We start from the raw sequence: 19,849 nt of genomic DNA, 5'->3' as shown, positions 1-19,849 counted from the left end.
TCTCCCCCTTACGCACGGCGCCCGCCGCCCGATAGTCCCATCCGTGCAGATCGACGACCGCGCGCACCCGACCACGGGTCCGGAGCGCTACGACTTCGGTCGCCCCGCCGCTCTCTCGCGTGAGCACACCCGCGCCCTCGCGGGAGCGTTCGACGCGTTCGCCCGGCAGTGGGCGATCCAGCTGACTTCGAAGACCCGTCTGCGCGCCCACATCGCCGTCGAACGGGTGAACCTGGAGACGTACGACGAGTACGTGGCCACCGTGCCGCTGACGACGACCCTCGTCATCTGCGCCGCCGAAGGCTCCGACGACCGCATCATCGTGGAGTTCCCCCTCGACACCGCCCTGTCCTGGATCGTGAAGATGCTGGGCGGCGACGTGCCGGGCCGCATCGACACCCGCCCCCTCACCGCCGTCGAGCAGGCGCTGCTGCGCGCGCTCATGGATGAGACGCTCGGGCACCTGCGAGGATCGCTCGGCGCGCTCCTGCCCCACGAACTGTCGGTGAGCGCCGTGCAGTACAACTCCGCGTTCGCCCAGATCGCCGCCGCCCAGGAACTGGTCGTCGTCGCCCGGTTCTCGATGAAGTTCGCCGACCGCACCGAGACGGCCACCATCGCCCTTCCCGCCGCCTCGCTGCTGGAGCGGCTGTCGCGCACGGCATCCGCGCCGCACGCGGCCACCGACCCCGGCGTCGTGCGCTGGCACGTCGAGCAGACCCCCGTCGAACTCACCCTGCGTCTCACCCCGCGCAGCATGCGCCCGAGCGAGGTGCTGACGCTCTCGGTGGGAGATGTGATCCCCCTGCCGCACGGCCAGGACCGCCCGCTCGACCTCGCCGTGGGCGACAACGTCGTCGCGTCCGCCGCCGTCGGCGCCAACGGCGCCCGTCTCGCGTGCGTCGTCACCTCATCCGATCTGTCCCCTTCCCTCGCCGAGGAGCTGCAATGACCAGCACCACCGCCCACGAGTTCGCCGCCGCCGCCGCCGCGTTCGCCGACCGCCTGCCGACCGCGGGTCCCGTCACGGCGCGGCCGTCGAGCGGATCGAGCGAGACCGGCGATGCCGTGATGGTCTCGTCGGTGGGCGACACCAGCGCGGCGCTGGCGGTCATGATGCTCGACGAGAGCACGCTGGTCGACGGCCTGTCGGGCGCCCCGCTCACCGAGCGGCTGCACGACTCGCTGGATGCCGCGGCCACGGCCTTCGGCCCCTCGGTGCTCGGCGAGCCCGCCATCGGCGACGCGTCGGCGCTGTTCTCGCACCCGGCCGCGCAGGTGTTCGACCTCGTCGACGAGAACGAGCGCACCATCGGCCGCCTCGCGGTGCGCATCTCGCAGACGCGGTCGGCCTCGCCCCGCCGCCTGCAGCGCATCGCCGGCGTCGAGATGGACCTCACGGTCGAGGTCGGTCGCACCCGCATGACGGTGCGCGACGTGCTCGACCTGGAGCCCGGCCGCATCGTCGAGCTCGACCGCTCGGCGGGCGCCCCCGCCGACGTGAAGCTCAACGGGCGCCTCATCGCCCACGGCGAGATCGTGGTCGTCGACCAGGACTACGCGGTGCGCATCACGCGGATCATCGAGAACGCGGAGGCGTGAACTGGACGATCTGCTGCTTGCCCTGCGCGTCGTCGTCTCCCTGGCGGCGGTGCTCAGTGCGCTCTGGCTGATCCAACGCAAGCTTTCCCGCCGCAGCGCAGGTCCGCGCACGCAGGAGCCGATCCGCGTCGTCGCGAAGCAGGGCGTGGGCGCCAAGGCGCAGATCGTCGTGGTCGACATCGAAGGCGCCCGCTACGTGCTCGGGGTCACCGAGGCCGGGGTGTCGGTCGTCGACCGGCTGCCGCTGCCCACCCCCGGCCAGTCCGCGCCCGCACCGGCCGAGGCCGCCGGCACCGACCCCACCGGCACCGAACTCTCCCCGCCGGTCTCGCTGCCGCTGCGGCGCACGCTCAATCGCGGCTCCGCGGCGAGCACCCCGCCCGCCCGGGCGTTCGGCCGCCCCACCACCCCCGCACGCGGCGCCGCGGAGGTCCTTCGTCGGGCGCTGGGAGCGTGACCGGCGCGCGGCGGGTCCCGGTGCGGCTGCTGTCGCTGCTCGCAGTGGCGTTGCTCGCCGTGATCGCCCTCCAGCTGCTCAGCGCGGCGCCGGCCTACGCCGATGTCGTGGAACCGACTCCCCCGGCCACCGGCGGGGTGAGCGTGGACATCAACGGCATCGACGGCACGCCATCGGCATCGATCCTCACTCTGCTCGGCATCACGGTGCTGTCGGTGGCGCCGGCACTGCTGGTGATGATGTCGTCGTTCACGAAGATCTTCGTGGTGCTCGCGATGACCCGCAACGCCCTGTCGCTGCCGACGATCCCGCCCAACCAGGTGCTGTCAGGACTCGCGCTGTTCCTGTCGCTGTTCATCATGTGGCCGGTCCTCACCGACATCAACACGATCGCCGTGCAGCCCTATGTCGACGGCGGCATCACCTTCACCGATGCCGTCGCGCTCGGTTCCGACCCGCTGCGCACCTGGATGCTCGCGTACACGCGCGAGGAGGACCTGGCCCTCATGACCCGCTTCGCCGGGTTCGACAACCCCGAGGCGGCGGCGGACGTGCCGCTGCAGACGCTCATCCCGGCATTCATGATCTCCGAGCTGCGCGCCGCGTTCATCATCGGCTTCGTCATCTTCGTGCCGTTCCTCATCATCGACCTGGTCGTCGCCGCCGCGCTCATGTCGATGGGCATGATGATGCTGCCGCCGGTGATGATCTCCCTGCCGTTCAAGATCCTGCTGTTCATCCTGGTCGACGGGTGGGGGCTCATCCTGCGCACGCTCGTGGAGAGCTACGGGGGTGGCGGATGACCCCCGAAGCCGTCCTCGACATCGGCATGCAGGGCCTCATGCTCGCGGCCAAGCTCGCCGCACCGCTGCTGATCACCGCGCTCGTGGTCGGCTTCTCCATCTCGCTGCTGCAGTCGATCACGCAGATCCAGGAGGTGACCCTGTCGTTCGTGCCGAAGGCGATCGCCGTGGCCATCGCACTCATCGTCTGCGGCAACTGGATGATCGCCGAGGCGATCGCGTTCACCCACGAGATGTTCGCGCGCATCCCGCAGCTGCTCTCCGGCGGATGACGTGTACATCCCCATCGACTTCGCCTGGCTCGAGGCGACCGCACTGGCCGCGGTGAGGGCGACCGCGTTCCTCATCATCGCGCCACCGTTCTCGTTCCGGGCGTTCCCCGCCCGCATCAAGGCGATGCTGGGGGTGGCGCTCGCCCTCGCCGTGAGCAGCACGGTCTCATCGGGCTACGAGAGCCTCGACACGGGGGCGTTCATCGCGGCGCTGATCATCCAGGTGATCACCGGGGCGCTGCTGGGCACCCTCGTGATGATCTGCTTCTCGGCCGTGCAGTCGGCCGGCAGCCTCATCGACGTGTTCGGCGGGTTCCAGCTCGCGCAGGCGTTCGACCCGCAGATGCAGGTCAACGGCGCCCAGTTCACCCGCCTGTTCCAGATGATCGCGCTGGCGCTGCTGTTCGCCTCCAACGGCTACCAGCTCATCCTCGCCGGCGTCGTCCGCAGCTTCGACGCGGTCCCCGTCGACGGGATGCTGGATCTCAGCCGCCCCGTCGAACTGCTGATCGACACGACCTCCCAGATGGTGCTGGCCGCCGTGCAGATCGCCGGCCCGCTCGTGCTCGTGCTGTTCCTCGCCGACATCGGCCTCGGCCTCATCACCCGCGTCGCGCCGGCCCTCAACGCCTTCGCGATGGGCTTCCCCGTGAAGATCCTCCTCACCTTCCTGCTGTCGGGCACGGTCGTGCTGGCCCTGCCCACCATCGTCAGCGCCCTCGCCGACGATGCGTTCGGCCTGCTCACGGGAGGGACGCGATGAGTGGCGGCGGCGACTCCGGGGAGCGCACCGAGAAGGCCACCGACAAACGGTTGAAGGAGGCCCGCCGCAAGGGCCGCCTGACGCGCAGCCAGGACTTCACGGCGTGGCTGGGCATCGCCGCGGCAGCCGCGATGATGGCCAACGCCGTCGGCGCCGGGGCCGCCGCCGGCGCCACGCAGTTCGTCGCCGTCCGGGCGATCATCCTCGACCCGCAGCCGCAGAACGCCGTCGCCGCCCTCGAATCGGCCTTCGGGTCGATCGCGGCGACGCTCGGGCCCATGCTCGCGGTGGTGGCGATCGTCACCCTCATCGGCGCGGTCGCCCAGGGCGGCGTGCATCTGCGGGGGGTGCCCACCCGCTTCGAACAGTTCAACGTGCTCAACGGCGTGAAGCGGCTGTTCGGCATGCAGCCGCTGTGGGAGGGAATCAAGGCGCTGCTGAAGACGGCCGCGATCGGGCTGGCGCTGTATGTCATCATCGCCGGTCTCGTGCCGGTGCTCACCGCCAGCGGCGGCCACTCGATCGTGCACCTGCTCGACGTCGCCGCCAACGGCACGGCGTCGCTGCTGATGACCGCCGTCGCGGTGGGGATCGCGCTGGCCGCGGTCGACGTGCTGGTCGTGATCAAGCGCAACCGCAAGCACACGCGCATGACCAAGAAGGAAGCCACCGACGAGCACAAGAAGACCGAGGGCGACCCGCTCATCCGCAGTCAGCGTCGTGCCCGGCAGATGGCGATGAGCCGCAACCGCATGTTCGCCGCCGTCGCCGACTCCGATGTCGTGCTCGTGAACCCCACCCACATCGCGGTCGCGCTGCGCTACGAGCCCGGCAAATCCGCGCCCCGGGTCGTGGCCAAGGGCAGCGGCGCCATCGCCGAACGCATCCGCGACCGTGCGGCCGACGCCGGCGTCCCCCTCGTCCGTGACATCCCCCTCGCCCGGGCACTCCACGGCGCGTGCGAGCTCGGCCAGGAGATCCCGGCCGAGCTGTACACCGCCGTCGCCCGCGTCCTCGTCTTCATCGACAACCTCAAACGCCGTGGCGCCGCCCGCGGTGTCCACACCCTCCCACCCAGGAGAGCCCAGTGAAGAACATCCTGCTCAAGACCGCGGTGCCCATCGGCGTCGTCGGCATCATCATGCTGCTGGTGGTGCCCGTCCCCGCCTTCATGCTGGACCTGCTCATCATCGTGAACATCCTGTTCGCGCTGCTGGTGCTGCTGACCACGATGTTCGTGAAGAAGCCACTGGATTTCTCGGTCTTCCCCTCACTGCTGCTGGTCGCGACGCTGTTCCGACTGGGGCTGAACGTGGCATCCACCAAGCTCGTGCTCGGCGAGGCGCACGCGGGGCAGGTCATCGACGCGTTCGGGGCGATCGCCGTCGGTGGTTCGCTGGTGATCGGCATCGTCGTGTTCCTGATCCTCGTGGTCATCCAGTTCGTCGTCGTCACCAAGGGCGCCGAGCGCGTCGCCGAGGTGGGCGCCCGCTTCACCCTCGATGCCATGCCCGGCAAGCAGATGGCCATCGACGCCGACCTCAACGCCGGCCTCATCACCGACACCGAAGCGCGCAACCGCCGCGCCGAGGTGGCCGCCGAGGCCGACTTCTACGGCGCGATGGACGGCGCCTCGAAGTTCGTCAAGGGTGACGCGATCGCGGGCCTGGTCATCATCGTCATCAACCTCGTCGGCGGCATCGCCATCGGCCTGCTCTCCCACGGCATGGAGATCGGCGAGGCGGTCGACACCTACGCCCTCCTCACGATCGGCGACGGCCTGGTCACCCAGATCCCGGCGCTGCTCATGGCGGTCGCCACCGGCATGATCGTCACCCGCTCCAACGCCGAGGCCGAGATGGGCAGCGAGGCCACCGCCCAGCTGAGCCAGTCCCGCAACGCCCTGCTCATCGCCGCCGGCGCGGCCGCGGCGATGTCGTTCGTCCCCGGCATGCCGATGCTGCCGTTCCTTGCGGTCGGCGGCGTGCTCGCGCTGGTCGCCCAGCGCATCAAGGCCAGCCAGGCACGCGAGGCAGACACGCAAGACGCGCCGACGTCGGCCGGGCCGGCGGTGGATGCCACGGAGGACCTCATCGAGCGCATGCGGGTGCATTCGCTCGAGATCCTCCTGGCCCCCGACATCGTCGACCTCGTCACCGGCGGCCCCGACGACCTGCTCGCGCGCGTGAAGTCGCTGCGCCGCAAGACCGCGTCGGACCTGGGTCTGGTGGTGCCGCCGGTGCGCACGCGCGACAGCATCGAGCTCGCCCCCACGACCTATGTGATCCGCGTCGCCGGGGTCGAGGCGGGCCGCGGGGTGGCCCCGCGCGGGGCGCTGCTCGCCCTCGGTCAGGGGCTCGACGAGCTGCCCGGCACGTCGTTCACCGAGCCGGTGTTCGGCATCGAGGGCAAGTGGGTGCCGATGGAGATGCGCCACAGCGCCGAGCTGGCCGGCGCAACCGTGATCGACCGGGCGAGCGTCATCATCACGCACCTGTCCAACATCATCCAGACGCACGCGGCGCGGCTGCTCAGCCGCGAGGACGTGCGCCAGCTCACCGATGGCCTGCGCCAGGTGAGTCCGGCAGCGGTGGAGGAGCTCACCCCCGCGCTGCTGTCGCTCGCCGAGATCCAGCGGGTGCTGCAGGGGCTGCTGGCCGAGCGCGTCGCGATCAACGACCTCGCCCGCATCTACGAGGCGCTCGCGCTGCGCGCGAAGACCTCCGCCGAACCCGAAGGGCTCATCGAGGCCGCGCGTGCGGCGCTCGGCCCCGCGATCGCCGCGCGCTTCGCCGAGGACGGGCGTCTGCGCATCGTCATGGTCAATCCGCTCCTGGAGCAGTCGATGCTCGAGGCGCTCCGCCCGAGCGACGAGGGCGCGCAGATCGCGTTCGACCCGCACCGCCTCGAGGCCGTCATCGAGTCGACCCGCGCGGCAGTGGCCTCGGCCGGCCCCGGTCCCGAACCGGTGCTGGTGTGCGCGCCGTCGCTGCGCGGTGCGGTGCGCCGGCTCGTCTCCGCGCAGGCCGATGGCCTGCCGGTGCTGTCCTACAACGAGGCGACCGCCGGGGGTCTCGTGATCGATACCGTCGGCGTCGTCCGCGACCTCGCCGGCGACGCCCACGCGATCAGCGCGGCCTGACGGGAAGTAGTGTGAACGAATGCTGGTCTTGACGAGAAGAGTCGGTGAGCGGTTGCTCATCGGCGACGACATCGAAGTGACGGTGCTCGATGTCAAGGGCGACAGCGTGCGCATCGGCATCCAGGCGCCGCGCGAGACCCGCATCCAGCGGGCCGAGATCGTCGCCGCCGTGGCGACCGAGAACGTCTCCGCCGCCCACGCGGGCGCCGACGACGAGTCCGCGCTGCTGCGCGCTCTGGCCCGGCGTCACGAGGCGACCCCGCCCGCAGGGGACGACACCGCCGCGCCGTGACCGCGCGGGCGTCTGCCCTGCTCGCCCGGAAGGGTCGCGCAGCGCAGCACTGCGGCTAGGCGTGCTCGTCGGCGCCGCCCGTGGGCGGCTGCACCGTCCACGAGGGGGGCTCGTCCGCTCCGGCCGCCTCGTCGCGCTCCGCATCGGCACGGGTCGCCTGCACGATGCCGTCGGCATGGTGGGACGGCGCGTAGACCGTGTAGAGGCGCAGCGGTGAATCGCCCGTGTTGATCACGTCATGCCACGTGCCGGCGGGAACCTGAATGGACCAGCCGTCGACGACATCCTGCTCGAAATCGAGGTGATCCTTCTCCGGGCCCATGACGACCCTGCCCGTGCCGGCATCGAGACGGAGGAACTGATCGGTCTCGGGGTGAGCTTCGAGACCGATCGACTCACCGACGGGAATGGACATCAGGGTCACCTGCAGGTACTTCCCCGTCCACACGACCGTCCGGTAATTCTCGTTCTGCCGGGTCGCGGCTTCGATGTCGAACGCATTCGGGCGCGCACCGCTGTCGCTCACAGTCATTGTCGTGTCTCCTCGATGCCGGATGAACCGCCCCGAACCACGCGGGCGCGCTGATCATCGCACGGCGGGGCAAGGATGGGAAGACAGCCGATCGGTGCAGCGCACCCCGGTGATCGCCGCCGTCAGTCCAGCAGCAGCGCGGGCTCCTCGAGCACCGATGCCACGTCGGCGATGAACCGGCTCATCGCGTCGCCGTCGATCACGCGGTGGTCGAACGACCCCGACACGGTGGTCACCCACCGGGGGCGCACCTCGCCCTCGACGACCCACGGCTTCTGACGGATCGCACCCATCGCGACGATGCCGGACTCGCCCGGGTTGATCGTGGGGGTGCCGGCATCCATGCCGAAGACGCCGATGTTGGTGATCGTGATGGTGCCGCCCTGCTGGTCGGCGGGGGCGGTGCGCCCCTCCCGGGCGGTGAGGGTGAGCCGCTCGAGCGCCCGGGCGAGATCGCGCATGTTGAGGTCCTGCGCGTCCTTGATGTTCGGCACGAGCAGGCCGCGGGGTGTGGCCGCCGCGATGCCGAGGTTCACGTAGTTGCGCACCCGGATCTCGGCGCCGTCGTCGGTGTCGATCCAGGCGGCGTTGATCATCGGCGTGCGCCGCACCGCCCAGATGACGGCGCGGGCCATGATCAGCAGCGGCGACACCTTGATGTCGGCGAAGTCGGGCGAGGCCTTCAGTCGTTTGACGAGCTCCATGGTGCGGCTGGCGTCGACGTCGGTCCACACCGACACGTGGGGCGCGGTGTAGGCGGAGCGCACCATCGCCGAGGCGGTGGCCTTGCGCACGCCCTTGACCGGGATGGTCTCCTCGCGACCGTCGGCGGCGGCGGGAGGCGCGGGCGGGGCGACGGGGATCGTCTGCTCGCGCACCTCGGGGCGGTCGGGCGTCTGCAGGTTGCGGAAGACGCTCGCCTGCGATGCCTGCGCGAGCACATCCTCGCGGGTGACCTCGCCCGCGGGACCGCTCGGGGTCACGGCGCCGAGGTCGACGCCCAGGTCGCGGGCGAGCTTGCGGATAGGGGGCTTGGCGACGACACCGACCGACGCGCGCACCTGGTGCTCCGGGCTCTGCGCGCGTGCGGGACGTCGGCGGGACGCGACCGCGCCACCGGTGCCGTAGCCGACGAGCACCGCTCCCCCGCCCTCGTCGGATGCCGCGGGCTCGCCGTGCTCGGAGTGCCCCACGACCGCGGGGGCCGGGGCCTCGGCGGCCGCGGCGGAGCGGATCGTGATGATCGGGGCGCCGACGGCGACCGTCGTGCCCTCCTCGACGAGCAGTTCGCCCACGGTGCCGGCGAACGGCGACGGCAGCTCGACGAGCGACTTGGCGGTCTCGATCTCGACGATGACGTCGTTGACGGCGACGACATCGCCGGCGGCGACGCGCCACTGCACGATCTCGGCCTCGGTGAGTCCTTCACCGACGTCGGGCAGGACGAAGGTCTGCGTGCTCATGCGTGGTCCTTTCGCTGCGGCCCGATCGGTCTCAATGAGCGAGAACGCGATCGACGGCCTCGAGGATGCGGTCGGCATCGGGGAGATAGACGCCCTCGAGCTTCGCGGGCGGGAACGGCACGTCGAACCCCGACACCCGCAGCACGGGTGCTTCGAGGGCGTAGAAGGCTCGCTCCATGACGGTGGCGGCCACCTCCGACCCGACCGAGACGAAGCCGGGGGCCTCCTGGGCGTAGACCATGCGGCCGGTGCGGCGCACCGAGTCGAGGATGGGCCCGTAGTCGACGGGCGAGAGGGAGCGCATGTCGATGACTTCGCACGACGTGCCCTCGCCTTCGGCGATGGCGGCGGCCTGCAGCAGCGTGGTGACCATGGCGCCGTGCCCGACGAGGGTCACATCGGTGCCGCGGCGCACGACCCGCGAGGCGTGCAGCGGCACGGCGGGCGCCGACAGATCGACCTCGCCCTTGGCCCAGTACTTGGCCTTGGGCTCGAGGAAGATCACGGGGTCGGGCGAGGCGATGGCATCCTGGATCATCCAGTACGCGTCGTTCGCGGTCGACGGCGCGACGACGCGCAGGCCCGGCGTGTGGGCGAAGTAGGCCTCGGGGCTCTCCTGGTGGTGTTCGACCGCGCCGATGTGCCCCCCGTAGGGGATGCGGATGACGACCGGCATCTGGAGCGCACCCTCATAGCGGTTGGTGAGCTTGGCCAGCTGCGTGGTGATCTGGTCGAACCCGGGGAAGACGAACCCGTCGAACTGGATCTCGACGACGGGACGGAAGCCGGCCATCGCCAACCCGATCGCGGTGCCGATGATGCCGGACTCGGCCAGCGGCGTGTCGAGCACGCGGCGGTCGCCGAACTCGGCCTGCAGGCCCTCGGTGACGCGGAACACCCCGCCGAGACGCCCGATGTCCTCGCCCATCAGCAGCACGTGGTCGTCGGCGGCGAGCGCGGCGCGGAGCCCCGCGTTGAGGGCGCGGCCCAGCGGCATGGTGGTCGTCGACGCGGTCATGACGCGCCCTCCTCGAACGATGCCTCGTAGGCGGCGAGCCACTCGCGCTGCTCGGCCACGAGCGGGTGCGGGTCGCTGTAGACGTGCGCGAACATCGACTCGGCCGGGATGGTGCCCAGCGCGTTGGTGCGGGTGCGCACGTCGTCGGCGACGGCCTGCGCCTCGGCATCGATGTCGGCGAACAGCGCCTCGCTCGCCCCACGGGCGGTGAGGAAGGCCCGCATGCGCACCAGCGGGTCGCGCGCGGTCCAGGTCTGCTCCTCGTCGGAGGTGCGGTACTTGGTGGGGTCGTCACTCGTGGTGTGCGCGCCCATGCGGTAGGTCATCGCCTCGATCGCGTGAGGGCCGGCGCCGGAGCGGGCCTGGTCGAGCGCGACCTTGGTGACGGCGTAGCTGGCGAGCACGTCGTTGCCGTCCACGAGCACCGACGGCATGTAGCCGGCGGCGCGCAGGTGCAGCGGGGTGCGCGACTGGGTGGCGACGGGGACCGAGATCGCCCACTGGTTGTTCTGCAGGAAGAACACCTGCGGCACGCGGTAGCTCGCGGCGAACACCATGGCCTCGTGCACATCGCCCTGGCTCGAGGCCCCATCGCCGTAGTAGACCATGACGGCCTCGTCGACGGCGGCGTCGCCGGTGCCGGTGCGGCCGTCGAAGACGAGCCCCATGCCGAAGCCGGTGGCGTGCAGCGTGTGGGAGCCGAGCACGAGCGTGTACGGGCGGGTGTTGCCGTTGGCGGGGTCGGCCGGGTCCCAGCCGCCGTGGGTGAGGCCGCGCATCATGCGGATGATGTCGACGGGGTCGACGCCGCGGATCGTGCAGACGACGTGCTCCCGGTACGACGGGAAGATGTGGTCCTGCGCGCGCGCCGCGCGTGCCGAGCCGACCTGTGCGGCCTCCTGCCCGAACGACGGCGGCCACAGGGCCAGCTGGCCCTGTCGCTGCAGGTTGGTGGCCTGCCGGTCGAACGCGCGACTGACGGCCATGTCGCGGTAGAACTGCTCGAGGTCGGCGTCGGCGAGCGCGTCGATCACCTCGAGATACGGCTCCGCGGCCGGCGACGGCGCGAACGACCCATCGGCCGCAAGGACACGCACGAGGGCGGGATCGTCGGGCAGGGTCATGCTCCTACGCTAACGTGCACGGCCGGCACCGACCGCAAGGGATCCCACAACGGATCCTGCTATTCGCCGTGCCTGCTCCACAGCGACGGCGTCAGTTCGTCCGTGCGGCGTGGCCCTCGGGCAGGAGCGAGAGGGCGGATGCCGCAACCTCCAGCACCGTCGCGATCGACTCCTCCTCACCCACCGAGATGCGCACGCCGTCGCCGGCGAACGGCCGCACGATGAGGCCGGCGTCCTCGAACCGGGGGGCGACGTCGACGGTGAGTTCGCCGGTCGGGAGCCACACGAAGTTTCCCTGCGCGTCGGGCACGTTCCAGCCCTGGGCGTGCAGGCCCGCCGCGAGCCGGTCACGGCGCTCGGTGATGACGGCGACCCGGGCGATGAGCTCGTCTTCGGCATCGAGGCTCGCCAGTGCCGCCTGCTCGGCGGCGGCGGTGACCGACAGCGGGATGCCGGTGGTGCGCGCCGCGTCCAGGATGCGGGGGTGCCCCACGCCGTACCCGATGCGCAGGCCCGCGAGGCCGTAGGCCTTCGAGAAGGTGCGCAGCACGACGACGTTCTGGTGCCCGGCGGCCAGCACCCGCGCGCCGTCCACGGCCGCGGGATCGGTGACGAACTCGGCGTAGGCCTCGTCGAGCACGACGAGGCAGTCGCCCGGCACACGCGCCAGGAACGCGTCGAAGTCGGCCTGCGTCACGATCGGGCCGGTGGGGTTGTTGGGGCTGCAGACGAGGATCAGCCGGGTGCGGTCGGTGACCGCCGCAGCCATCGCGTCGAGGTCGTGCGTGCCGTCCGCGGCCAGCGGCACGGCGATCGCCGTCGCCCCCGCCACCGCGGCCAGACCCGGGTAGGCCTCGAACGAGCGCCAGGCGTACATCAGCTCGTCGCCGGGGCCGGCTGCCGCGAGCGCCAGCTGCTGCAGGATCGACACGCTGCCGGCGGCGACGTGCACGGCATCCGCACTCACCCCGAACCGCGCCGCGAGCCGGGCGCGCAGTCGCGAGGCGGACGCGTCGGGGTAGCGGTTGACCGCCGTGGCGGACTGCAGCGCCTCGACGACGCTCGGCAGCGGATCGAACGGGTTCTCGTTGCTGGAGAGCTTGAACGCGTCGGCCCCGGCCTGCTTGCCCTGCCGGTACGGCGGGAGTGCGGCGATCTCGGGACGGATGCGAACAGGCGCGGGAGAGAGGGCCTCGGTCACGAGAGGAGCCTACAAGCGTCGGGCGCGCGGCGCGTCACGGGCGCCGCACCTGGCCCCCCGCCGAGAGCACGTGCCACACTGCTGGGATGCGCTTCCTCATCCGCGTGGTCGTCAACGCGTTCGCCATCTGGATCGTCACGCTCATGCCCGTGCTGGGGGTGAGTGTCATCGCCTTCGCACCGGGCGAGACGCTGCAACTGGTGCTCACCCTGCTCGCGGTCGCCGCGATCTTCGCGCTGGTGAACACCGTCATCGGCACGATCGTGCGGATCGTCGCGCTTCCGCTGTACATCCTGACGCTCGGCCTCATCTCCTTCGTCATCAACGGGTTCCTGCTGTGGCTGACGGCGTGGATCACCTCGTTCTGGTCGTGGGGGCTGCGCGTCGAGGGCTTCTGGTGGGGTGTGGTGGCCGCGATCGTCATCTCGCTGATCAACTGGATCTTCGGCATCATCCTGCGCCCGCAGCGCCGCGACTGACCCGCTCGACCGGCCGAGCCGCGCTCCACACGGTGGTCTCGACCGATGCCGCCGTGGCCAGTTCCCCGAGCACACCGCGCACCGCATCCATGCGGGGGTCAGCCGTGCCGTCGAGCATCGCGGCGGTCTCGGCGTAGGCCGTCATGTGGTGGCTCGGCAGCGTCAGGTCACCGAGGTTCGCCGGTGCATCGGCGACACGTTCGGCGATGAAGCTCCCCGGGGCGCCGGTGGGCGCGGCGAGCCCGCCGGCGGAGAGTGCGACGACGGGGTCGTCGGTGTGCCGCACCGCGACACTCAGGGTGCCGGGGCCCACGGCCGCGGCGACCGGGGAGCCGAAGGTGACCACCGTGCGGGTGTCGAACCCGCCCTCGGTCGCCAGGCGCGCCGCGATCATGCCGCCCTGCGAATGGCCGAACGCGTGCACGGCATCGCCTGCGCCGGCCCCGGCTGCCTGCAGCGCGGCGACGACGGCTTCGTACGAAGCGGCCGACTGCCCGCCGTAGAGCTCGACGTTGGACTGCATGTCGAACGGGTCGTCGCCGTCTGCGGTCGCCAGGCTCTGCGTGCCGGCGATGTACACCGCGAACTGGCGGGTGCCGTCGGGCATCGTGTACTTCTCCACCCGCACCCGCGACTCCCCCGCGCCGGGCATGCGCGCGGCGGCTGCGGCCAGCGTCGCGGGCGCCGACCCGCGTTCGTACCGGCGCAGCGGTTCGGCGGAGCCCGACCCGGTGGATGCCGTGAGGCGCTCGCCCGGGGCGATCGTGCCACCGCCGTGGGCACGCACCACCTGTCGCAGCAGCGGCAGTCCGACCGCCGCCGCCCCCAGCGCCCACGGCCCCGCCTGCTGCGCGAGCGCCAGCGCCTGCGCACCGAACTCGGCGCCCGCAGCCCTGCGCCAGTGCGTCAGCGCGGCGTCGGCGGCGCGTGCCGCCGCGGGATCGGTGGTGCGCGCGAGCATGAGCGCCACCCGCGCCCGCATGATCTCGGTCTCGTCTCCCCCGGCTTCGGCCGCCAGCAGCTGCACCCGCAGCTCGACGATCTCGTACACCGCCGACGCCTCCCGCAGCCGACCGGCGAGCAGACGCGCGCGGTCGGCGAACCCGGCGGTGTCGGCCGCCAGCCACCGCACCGCCTCGGCGTCGCCGGAGGCCACGGGGGTGAGATCGGCGGCGACCGCAGCGAGGTGTGCTGCCGCATCGTCGAGGTCGGCGGCGACGAGGGCGAAGCCGCCGGCCGCGGCATCCAACGACGCGGTGTCGACGCTCACCGCGCCGCCGCCGCGGATCTCGAGGTCGCTCACGACGCGGGGCCCGCCTGCGCCACGAGACGCTCCCGCGTGTGGCGCAGGTCGTCGCGCAGCCCGTCGATGCGCCAATCGGCCAGCGCGATGCCCTGTTGCCACGCGTCGACCGACTCGCGGAACGCCGCCGCGGACGACGACTGCCACGCCGTGGCGTGCGCGAGGGCCCCGGCCCGCAGCCGCATCGCGGCGAGGTCGTCCTGCGCCGAGGCGAGTGCCGCCCGGGCGGCGTCGATGCACGCCACGTGGGTCTCAAGGCTCCCGGTCACCCCTCGACTGTGCCCCGCCCCGCCCCCGCCTGCCGCCCCCACGACGCGGATTGGGGGTTATCGACGGGAGTTCGGGCCTGTGCAGGGCGCGCCGCTGCCGCCATGATGGGGAGGTGACCGTCGCCGTGGAGCCGTTCCGCGTCGTCTTCGTCTGTACCGGAAACATCTGTCGCTCACCCATGGCCGACATCGTGTTCCGCTCGTTCACACGACGGGCGGGCCTGGACCATCGTGTCGCGTCGTGGAGCGCAGCCACCGGTGACTGGCACGTGGGCGAACGCGCCGATGCGCGCACCCTCGGCGCGCTGGCGCGGCACGGCTACGACGGCGAACGCCACCGGGCGCGACAGTTCACACAGGAGGACTTCCGCGTCGCCGACCTCGTCGTCGCGTTGGATCGCAGCCATGAACGCATCCTGCTGGAGTGGGCGCGCGCACCGGGCGACGCCGACAAAGTCGCGCTGCTGCGCACCTTCGACGACATCGCCGGCGACCAGCTGGACGTGCCCGACCCGTACTACGCGGGGCCCGAGATGTTCGATGAGGTGCTCGGTATGATCGAGAGCGCGTGCCGGGCGCTGTTCCGGCAACTCGAACCCGCAGTCCGTCAGCCCCGCTGAGCGATCTGTCCCCCCGCGTCAGCGATCGGAGTCCCGTGCCCACGTCCCTCCCCCTTCAGCCGCTGAGCCCCCTCGACGGCCGTTACCGCGCCGTCGTCGCGGGCCTGGCCGACTACCTCTCCGAGGCCGGCCTCAACCGTGCGCGCGTGGAGGTCGAGGTCGAGTGGATCCTCGCCCTCACCGATCGATCGCTGTTCGGCACGGCTGCGCTGTCCGAGGCCGACAAGGCAGCCCTGCGCGCCCTCTACCTCGACTTCGGGCAGGCTGAGATCGACTGGCTGGCCGAGAAGGAAGCGGTCACGCGTCACGATGTGAAGGCCGTGGAGTACCTCGTGCGCGACCGCCTGTCGACGCTGGGTCTGGACGACATCGCCGAGCTCGCCCACTTCGCCTGCACGAGCGAGGACATCAACTCCGCCTCGTACGCGCTCACGGTGCGTCGGGCCGTCGAGCGGGTGTGGCTGCCGAAGCTGCACAGCGTCATCGCGAAGCTGCGGGCGCTGGCGGTGGAGCACAAGGATGCCGCGATGCTCTCCCGCACCCACGGCCAGCCCGCCACGCCCTCGACGATGGGCAAAGAGCTCGCGGTGTTCGCGTGGCGCCTCGAGCGCGTCGCCGCACAGATCGCCGGTGGCGACTACCTGGCGAAGTTCTCCGGCGCCACCGGCACCTGGTCGGCGCACGTCGTGGCCGAGCCCGACGTGGACTGGCCCGACCTGTCGCGCACCTTCATCGAAGGGCTCGGCATCGGGTTCAACCCGCTGACCACCCAGATCGAGTCGCACGACTGGCAGGTGGAGCTGTACGACCGGGCCCGGCACGCCGGCGGCATCCTGCACAATCTCGCCACCGACATCTGGACCTACATCTCGATGGGCTTCTTCGCCCAGATCCCGGTCGCCGGCGCCACCGGCTCGTCGACCATGCCGCACAAGATCAACCCGATCCGGTTCGAAAACGCCGAGGCGAACCTCGAGATCGCCGGCGGGCTGTTCCAGACCCTCGCGCAGACGCTCGTCACCTCGCGTCAGCAGCGCGACCTCACCGACTCCACGACGCAGCGCAACATCGGCGTCGCGTTCGGCCACTCGCTGCTGGCGCTGGACAACCTCGAGCGCGGTCTCGGCGAGATCTCGCTGTCGCGCGACGTGCTGCTGGCCGACCTCGACGCGAACTGGGAGGTGCTGGCCGAGGCGATCCAGACCGTCGTGCGCGCCGAGATCGCCGCCGGCCGCTCGCAGATCACCGACCCGTACGCGCTGCTGAAGGACTTCACGCGCGGCCGCCGGGTGGGCGCCGCGCAGCTGGCGGAGTTCGTCGACGGTCTCGACATCGGCGACGCCGCGAAGCAGCGTCTGCTGGCCCTCACCCCCGCCGGATACACCGGCCTCGCCGCGAGCCTGGTCGACCCGCTGCCCTAGCCCGCCGCCCCCGGGGCCGACGGCATCCGCCCCACCTTCCCCGGTGAGACGACTTCTGACGGCCGAAACAACGGGTATCACCCACGGTCTCGGCCGCCCGTTGTCGTCTCACCGATCGGGCGGCGCGCCGCTGGAGCACCTCGCCGGAACCGACAGACTGGTAGCAGCCGCACGAATGGATGCCCCATGCCCTCACCGCAGACCCGCGCGCCGTCGGAGTACCAGCGCAACGCCTTCGCGCCGTCGATCCTCGCCGCCATCGCGTGCCTCGCCGGGATCGCGCTGCTCAGCCACGAGTACCACCTCGCGATCCGCTTCATCGTGACGATCCTCGCCGTCATCATCGGCTGGTTCGCCCTGCAGGCCAGGCAGTGGTGGTGGATGCCGGTCATGCTCGCGATCGCGGTCGTGTGGAATCCGCTCTACCCGTTCGCGTTCACCGGCCCGTGGTGGGTGGGAGCACACGTGGCCGCCGCCGCGGTGTTCCTCGTCGCGGGCGCGCTGATCCGGTCTCCCCGCACCGACGCATAGCCCGCTCCGAACGGGTCAGCGCCGGTCGTCGGCGCCGGGCGCGGCCGTGTCGTCGTCGTCCGTGCGCATGACCGGGCGGTCGATGGGCTTCGTGACCTGCGCCGGGTCGACGACGAGGATCAGCAGCGCGAGCCCCACGAGCGTCACGATGAACGAGATGCCGGCGACGATGAGGGCCACCACGACCGCGCGCTGCAACTGGTCGGCAGGGCCCTGCTGCAGGGCACCCATGGAGAACAGGGTGACGAGTCCGCCGAAGGCGGCGGCCGCGAAGGCGAGGCCCACGAGCTGTACGGGCTTGAGCAGCTCGCGGCGGGTGGGACGGGTGGGTTCGGTCACGACTGGCCTCCGGTTTCGATGACGACCGGGTCAGCGGTGTCGATGTCTGCACGTCGCGGTGAGAACCCGGCGATGCCGAGGTACACGCCGATGACCGCGGCGTAGCCGCCGAAGAGACCGACCCCGATCGTGATGCCGGTGAGCGAGAACCACTGACCGGCTTCGTCGACGAAGTAGTCCAGCTGGTAGCCGGCGGGAACCGCCAGCAGCGCGAGGCCGAGGATCACCGTGATGACCCCGACCACCATCGCGTCGCGCGCGTCGACGTCGACGACACCCAGAACGCGGGCGCGGCGGCGGGCGGCGATGCCCGCGGCGAGTTCGGCGATGCCGGTGGTCAGCGCCCAGATGATCACGAGCACGAAGAACATCGTGGTCGTGCGCAGACCGGGTGCGCCGGCGAGCATGCCGGCAAGGAGCGTGAGGATGCCGAGGAGCACCGACGGCCACCGGCGACCCGCCGGGAAGACCAGCCACGCCGCCAGCAGCAGCACGAGCGCCGTCGCGACGGCGAAGCCGCCGAACACGGCGAGCCCGACCGGGGCGGAGTGGTCGCCCGAGAACGTGATCATGATTCCCGCGGCGAGGGCGAACAGCGCGCGCGCCAATTGCAGGTGGCGCACGTCGAACGTGCGGGCGGGCGTGTCAGTCACAGGAGAACTCGTCAGGTCGGCAGGCGGGACCCTCCCAGTCTAGGTCGTCCTCGCCGCACGACCGGGCTGTCGCCCGACGACGACACCACACGGCGGTCACAGCTCTGCGATGACGAGCTTGCGCATCTCGAGCATGCGGGCGTAGGCACCCGGATGCCGCATGAGCTCCCCCATGTTCTCGGGAACGATCTGCCAGCTGAGCCCGAACCGGTCGGCGAGCCAGCCGCACTGCTCGGCCTCCGGCACCGCGGTGAGGGCGTGCCACAGCCGGTCGATCTCGCCCTGATCCCGGCAGCGCACCTCCAGCGACACCCCGCACGTGAACGACTCGTCCTGTACGACCGCGGAGTCCATCGCAGTGAACCACTGGCCCTCCAGCTGGAAGTCACTGAACATCACCACTCCCGCCGTGGCGGGCCCGGTCTGTTCGGTGTACTCGACCATCAGCCCGACGCGCGAGCGGTCGAACAGCGACGTGTAGAACTCCACCGCGTCGCGCGCCTGGTTCTGCGCGGTACCGCCGAACAGCAGACTCGGCATGAGGAACGGGCGCGGATCGCCTCCGGAGTCGCCGAGCGACAGCTGCCAGCTCACGCCGTAGCGGTCCTGCACCCATCCGTATCGCGGGCTGTGCGGATACTCGCGCAGTTCCATCATCACGGTGCCGCCCTCGACGAGGCTCCCCCACACCGCGTCGAGCCGCGAGCGGGCGGCATCGGCATGACCGTGGAACAGCAGGGGATCGAAATTAAGGGTGAACGACACCGACGGGTTGGGGGTGAACTCGGGACCGGCGTTGATGAGCGTCAGCCGGTACCCGTCGATCTCGACGTCGATGGCGAGTTCGGCCCCGGCGAACTCGCTCTGAAAGCCCGGCAGGCCCTCGTCGGGGTAGCGCGCGGTGACCGACGAGGTCGCCCCGGGGAACGCCGCAGTGTAGAACGCCGCGGCCTCGGCGGCGTTTCGGTTGAACCAGATGTTCGGAACGATCTTCTGCACGGATGCCTCCTCTTCGATGGCGTCAGCCGACGGCGCGTTCGACGAGCCCCCGCACCGTCTTGTCGACGGCGGGCGTGTACTCCCGCACCGCGAAGGACGTCGGCCAGAACTCGCCGTCGTCGAGGGCGGCGACCTCGTTGAAGCCGATCGTCGCGTAGCGGGTGTCGAACTTCGACGCCGGCTGGAAGAAGGTGAGCACCTTGCCGTCGAGGGCGTACGACGGGAAGCCGTACCAGGTCTTCGGCTCCAGGTGCGGCGCCGTCTCGGTGACGGCGACGTGGAAGCGCTCGGCGATGGTCTTGTCGGGTTCGGGCAGCGCCGCGATCGCGTCACGGCACGCCTGCGCCTCCTTCTCCCGCTTCGCGGCGCCCTTGCCGCTCTTGCTCTGCTCCTTGAGCTCCGCGGCGCGCTGCTTCATCGCCGCTCGTTCGTCGGCGCTGAACGTGCCGTCGGCTGAGGTGCGGGTGTCGGCCATGATCAGTCCCTCCGGTGATGTCCATGCCGTCACGTCACCGAACGCGGCGTCCGCAACGACACGCACCGATGATCGCACGGTGCCTGCCGCC

At 71.2% G+C, this 19,849-nt stretch carries 24 protein-coding genes; 13 read left to right on the top strand and 11 right to left on the bottom strand.

The window, feature by feature from the left end:
* Positions 1 to 43: 43 nt before the first annotated feature.
* The 9 genes from H9651_RS15025 to csrA are packed head-to-tail and all read left to right on the top strand — an operon-like array spanning position 44 to position 7,331.
* Entirely contained in the window at positions 44 to 952 is a 909-nt protein-coding gene (locus tag H9651_RS15025) for a flagellar motor switch protein FliM (RefSeq protein ID WP_191718632.1), read from the top strand.
* The gene (gene fliN / locus H9651_RS07225) at positions 949 to 1,602 is read left to right on the top strand and encodes a flagellar motor switch protein FliN (protein ID WP_191718631.1); all 654 of its coding nucleotides are present in this window, start codon (positions 949 to 951) and stop codon (positions 1,600 to 1,602) included. The genes H9651_RS15025 and fliN overlap by 4 nt, the downstream gene beginning before the upstream one ends.
* 49 nt (positions 1,603 to 1,651) lie before the next feature.
* Positions 1,652 to 2,059, top strand: a complete 408-nt coding sequence (locus H9651_RS07220; protein ID WP_318244797.1) for a FliO/MopB family protein — start codon at positions 1,652 to 1,654, stop codon at positions 2,057 to 2,059.
* Positions 2,056 to 2,862, top strand: coding sequence for a flagellar type III secretion system pore protein FliP (gene fliP, locus H9651_RS07215; RefSeq protein ID WP_404803002.1), 807 nt, complete (start codon positions 2,056 to 2,058; stop codon positions 2,860 to 2,862). The genes H9651_RS07220 and fliP overlap by 4 nt, the downstream gene beginning before the upstream one ends.
* A complete protein-coding gene (fliQ, locus tag H9651_RS07210) occupies positions 2,859 to 3,134 on the top strand; it encodes a flagellar biosynthesis protein FliQ (RefSeq protein ID WP_191718630.1) in 276 nt (91 codons plus the stop codon). The genes fliP and fliQ overlap by 4 nt, the downstream gene beginning before the upstream one ends.
* A 1-nt stretch (position 3,135) precedes the next feature.
* Positions 3,136 to 3,897, top strand: a complete 762-nt coding sequence (locus tag H9651_RS07205) for a flagellar biosynthetic protein FliR (RefSeq protein ID WP_191718629.1) — start codon at positions 3,136 to 3,138, stop codon at positions 3,895 to 3,897.
* Complete coding sequence (locus H9651_RS07200; RefSeq protein WP_191718628.1) at positions 3,894 to 4,988, top strand: EscU/YscU/HrcU family type III secretion system export apparatus switch protein; 1,095 nt, start codon at positions 3,894 to 3,896, stop codon at positions 4,986 to 4,988. Before H9651_RS07205 ends, H9651_RS07200 begins: the two co-directional genes overlap by 4 nt.
* Before the next feature lie 50 nt (positions 4,989 to 5,038).
* Positions 5,039 to 7,039 carry a flagellar biosynthesis protein FlhA gene (locus tag H9651_RS07195; RefSeq protein ID WP_263598645.1) on the top strand — a complete coding sequence of 667 codons (2,001 nt, stop codon included), beginning with the start codon at positions 5,039 to 5,041 and terminating at the stop codon, positions 7,037 to 7,039.
* A 19-nt stretch (positions 7,040 to 7,058) separates the two neighbouring features.
* Positions 7,059 to 7,331, top strand: coding sequence for a carbon storage regulator CsrA (gene csrA / locus H9651_RS07190; protein ID WP_191718626.1), 273 nt, complete (start codon positions 7,059 to 7,061; stop codon positions 7,329 to 7,331).
* Positions 7,332 to 7,386: 55 nt separating this feature from the next.
* Here the strand turns inward: csrA and H9651_RS07185 are convergent, their stop codons facing one another.
* From H9651_RS07185 to H9651_RS07165, 5 genes are all read right to left on the bottom strand, one after another.
* Positions 7,387 to 7,863 (bottom strand): cupin domain-containing protein, encoded by a 477-nt coding sequence (locus H9651_RS07185; protein ID WP_191718625.1) that lies wholly within the window; start codon positions 7,861 to 7,863, stop codon positions 7,387 to 7,389.
* A 122-nt stretch (positions 7,864 to 7,985) separates the two neighbouring features.
* A complete protein-coding gene (locus H9651_RS07180) occupies positions 7,986 to 9,326 on the bottom strand; it encodes a dihydrolipoamide acetyltransferase family protein (RefSeq protein WP_191718624.1) in 1,341 nt (446 codons plus the stop codon).
* A gap of 31 nt (positions 9,327 to 9,357) precedes the next feature.
* The gene (locus H9651_RS07175) at positions 9,358 to 10,344 is read right to left on the bottom strand and encodes an alpha-ketoacid dehydrogenase subunit beta (protein WP_191718623.1); all 987 of its coding nucleotides are present in this window, start codon (positions 10,342 to 10,344) and stop codon (positions 9,358 to 9,360) included.
* A complete protein-coding gene (locus tag H9651_RS07170; RefSeq protein WP_191718622.1) occupies positions 10,341 to 11,468 on the bottom strand; it encodes a thiamine pyrophosphate-dependent dehydrogenase E1 component subunit alpha in 1,128 nt (375 codons plus the stop codon). The genes H9651_RS07175 and H9651_RS07170 overlap by 4 nt, the downstream gene beginning before the upstream one ends.
* 91 nt (positions 11,469 to 11,559) lie before the next feature.
* Complete coding sequence (locus H9651_RS07165) at positions 11,560 to 12,669, bottom strand: histidinol-phosphate transaminase (protein WP_191718621.1); 1,110 nt, start codon at positions 12,667 to 12,669, stop codon at positions 11,560 to 11,562.
* 86 nt (positions 12,670 to 12,755) lie between these two features.
* Here H9651_RS07165 and H9651_RS07160 point away from each other — a divergent pair, with 86 nt between their 5' ends.
* Positions 12,756 to 13,148: a phage holin family protein gene (locus H9651_RS07160; protein WP_191718620.1), complete on the top strand. Its 393-nt coding sequence runs from the start codon at positions 12,756 to 12,758 to the stop codon at positions 13,146 to 13,148.
* Here H9651_RS07160 and H9651_RS07155 read toward each other — a convergent pair.
* Complete coding sequence (locus H9651_RS07155; protein ID WP_191718619.1) at positions 13,120 to 14,451, bottom strand: alpha/beta hydrolase family protein; 1,332 nt, start codon at positions 14,449 to 14,451, stop codon at positions 13,120 to 13,122. The two genes, H9651_RS07160 and H9651_RS07155, sit on opposite strands and share 29 nt — an antisense overlap.
* Positions 14,448 to 14,720: a hypothetical protein gene (locus H9651_RS07150; protein WP_191718618.1), complete on the bottom strand. Its 273-nt coding sequence runs from the start codon at positions 14,718 to 14,720 to the stop codon at positions 14,448 to 14,450. The genes H9651_RS07155 and H9651_RS07150 overlap by 4 nt, the downstream gene beginning before the upstream one ends.
* Before the next feature lie 179 nt (positions 14,721 to 14,899).
* Between H9651_RS07150 and H9651_RS07145 the strand changes: the two genes are divergently transcribed.
* The 3 genes from H9651_RS07145 (at position 14,900) to H9651_RS07135 (ending at position 17,292) form a co-directional block, all read left to right on the top strand.
* A complete protein-coding gene (locus tag H9651_RS07145) occupies positions 14,900 to 15,340 on the top strand; it encodes a low molecular weight protein-tyrosine-phosphatase (RefSeq protein ID WP_225216534.1) in 441 nt (146 codons plus the stop codon).
* 5 nt (positions 15,341 to 15,345) lie between these two features.
* Complete coding sequence (gene purB / locus H9651_RS07140; RefSeq protein WP_191718944.1) at positions 15,346 to 16,761, top strand: adenylosuccinate lyase; 1,416 nt, start codon at positions 15,346 to 15,348, stop codon at positions 16,759 to 16,761.
* A gap of 186 nt (positions 16,762 to 16,947) precedes the next feature.
* Complete coding sequence (locus H9651_RS07135; protein ID WP_191718616.1) at positions 16,948 to 17,292, top strand: DUF6804 family protein; 345 nt, start codon at positions 16,948 to 16,950, stop codon at positions 17,290 to 17,292.
* A gap of 15 nt (positions 17,293 to 17,307) precedes the next feature.
* Here H9651_RS07135 and H9651_RS07130 read toward each other — a convergent pair whose 3' ends face one another.
* The 4 genes from H9651_RS07130 to H9651_RS07115 all read right to left on the bottom strand — a co-directional run bounded on the left by H9651_RS07130 (position 17,308) and on the right by H9651_RS07115 (position 19,758).
* A complete protein-coding gene (locus tag H9651_RS07130; protein WP_191718615.1) occupies positions 17,308 to 17,631 on the bottom strand; it encodes an amino acid transporter in 324 nt (107 codons plus the stop codon).
* Complete coding sequence (locus H9651_RS07125) at positions 17,628 to 18,284, bottom strand: acyl-CoA synthetase (protein WP_191718614.1); 657 nt, start codon at positions 18,282 to 18,284, stop codon at positions 17,628 to 17,630. Before H9651_RS07125 ends, H9651_RS07130 begins: the two co-directional genes overlap by 4 nt.
* Before the next feature lie 96 nt (positions 18,285 to 18,380).
* A complete protein-coding gene (locus H9651_RS07120) occupies positions 18,381 to 19,283 on the bottom strand; it encodes a VOC family protein (protein WP_191718613.1) in 903 nt (300 codons plus the stop codon).
* Positions 19,284 to 19,305: 22 nt separating this feature from the next.
* Positions 19,306 to 19,758, bottom strand: coding sequence for an iron chaperone (locus tag H9651_RS07115; protein ID WP_191718612.1), 453 nt, complete (start codon positions 19,756 to 19,758; stop codon positions 19,306 to 19,308).
* Between the last annotated feature and the right edge of the window lie 91 nt (positions 19,759 to 19,849).

The sequence above is a fragment of the Microbacterium pullorum genome (genome assembly GCF_014836535.1).
Classification (GTDB): Bacteria; Actinomycetota; Actinomycetes; order Actinomycetales; family Microbacteriaceae; genus Microbacterium; species Microbacterium pullorum.
This window is presented reverse-complemented; position numbering and strand designations above follow the sequence as displayed.

What these genes read in the sequence shown, in the direction of transcription:
- fliN (WP_191718631.1), top strand. Translation starts at nt 949, where the DNA reads ATGACCAGCACCACCGCCCACGAGTTCGCCGCCGCCGCCGCCGCGTTC.
- fliQ (WP_191718630.1), top strand. Translation starts at nt 2,859, where the DNA reads ATGACCCCCGAAGCCGTCCTCGACATCGGCATGCAGGGCCTCATGCTC.
- H9651_RS07200 (WP_191718628.1), top strand. Translation starts at nt 3,894, where the DNA reads ATGAGTGGCGGCGGCGACTCCGGGGAGCGCACCGAGAAGGCCACCGAC.
- H9651_RS07195 (WP_263598645.1), top strand. Translation starts at nt 5,039, where the DNA reads ATGCTGCTGGTGGTGCCCGTCCCCGCCTTCATGCTGGACCTGCTCATC.
- csrA (WP_191718626.1), top strand. Translation starts at nt 7,059, where the DNA reads ATGCTGGTCTTGACGAGAAGAGTCGGTGAGCGGTTGCTCATCGGCGAC.
- H9651_RS07185 (WP_191718625.1), bottom strand. Translation starts at nt 7,863, where the DNA reads ATGACTGTGAGCGACAGCGGTGCGCGCCCGAATGCGTTCGACATCGAA.
- H9651_RS07180 (WP_191718624.1), bottom strand. Translation starts at nt 9,326, where the DNA reads ATGAGCACGCAGACCTTCGTCCTGCCCGACGTCGGTGAAGGACTCACC.
- H9651_RS07175 (WP_191718623.1), bottom strand. Translation starts at nt 10,344, where the DNA reads ATGACCGCGTCGACGACCACCATGCCGCTGGGCCGCGCCCTCAACGCG.
- H9651_RS07170 (WP_191718622.1), bottom strand. Translation starts at nt 11,468, where the DNA reads ATGACCCTGCCCGACGATCCCGCCCTCGTGCGTGTCCTTGCGGCCGAT.
- H9651_RS07160 (WP_191718620.1), top strand. Translation starts at nt 12,756, where the DNA reads ATGCGCTTCCTCATCCGCGTGGTCGTCAACGCGTTCGCCATCTGGATC.
- H9651_RS07145 (WP_225216534.1), top strand. Translation starts at nt 14,900, where the DNA reads ATGGCCGACATCGTGTTCCGCTCGTTCACACGACGGGCGGGCCTGGAC.
- H9651_RS07135 (WP_191718616.1), top strand. Translation starts at nt 16,948, where the DNA reads ATGCCCTCACCGCAGACCCGCGCGCCGTCGGAGTACCAGCGCAACGCC.
- H9651_RS07115 (WP_191718612.1), bottom strand. Translation starts at nt 19,758, where the DNA reads ATGGCCGACACCCGCACCTCAGCCGACGGCACGTTCAGCGCCGACGAA.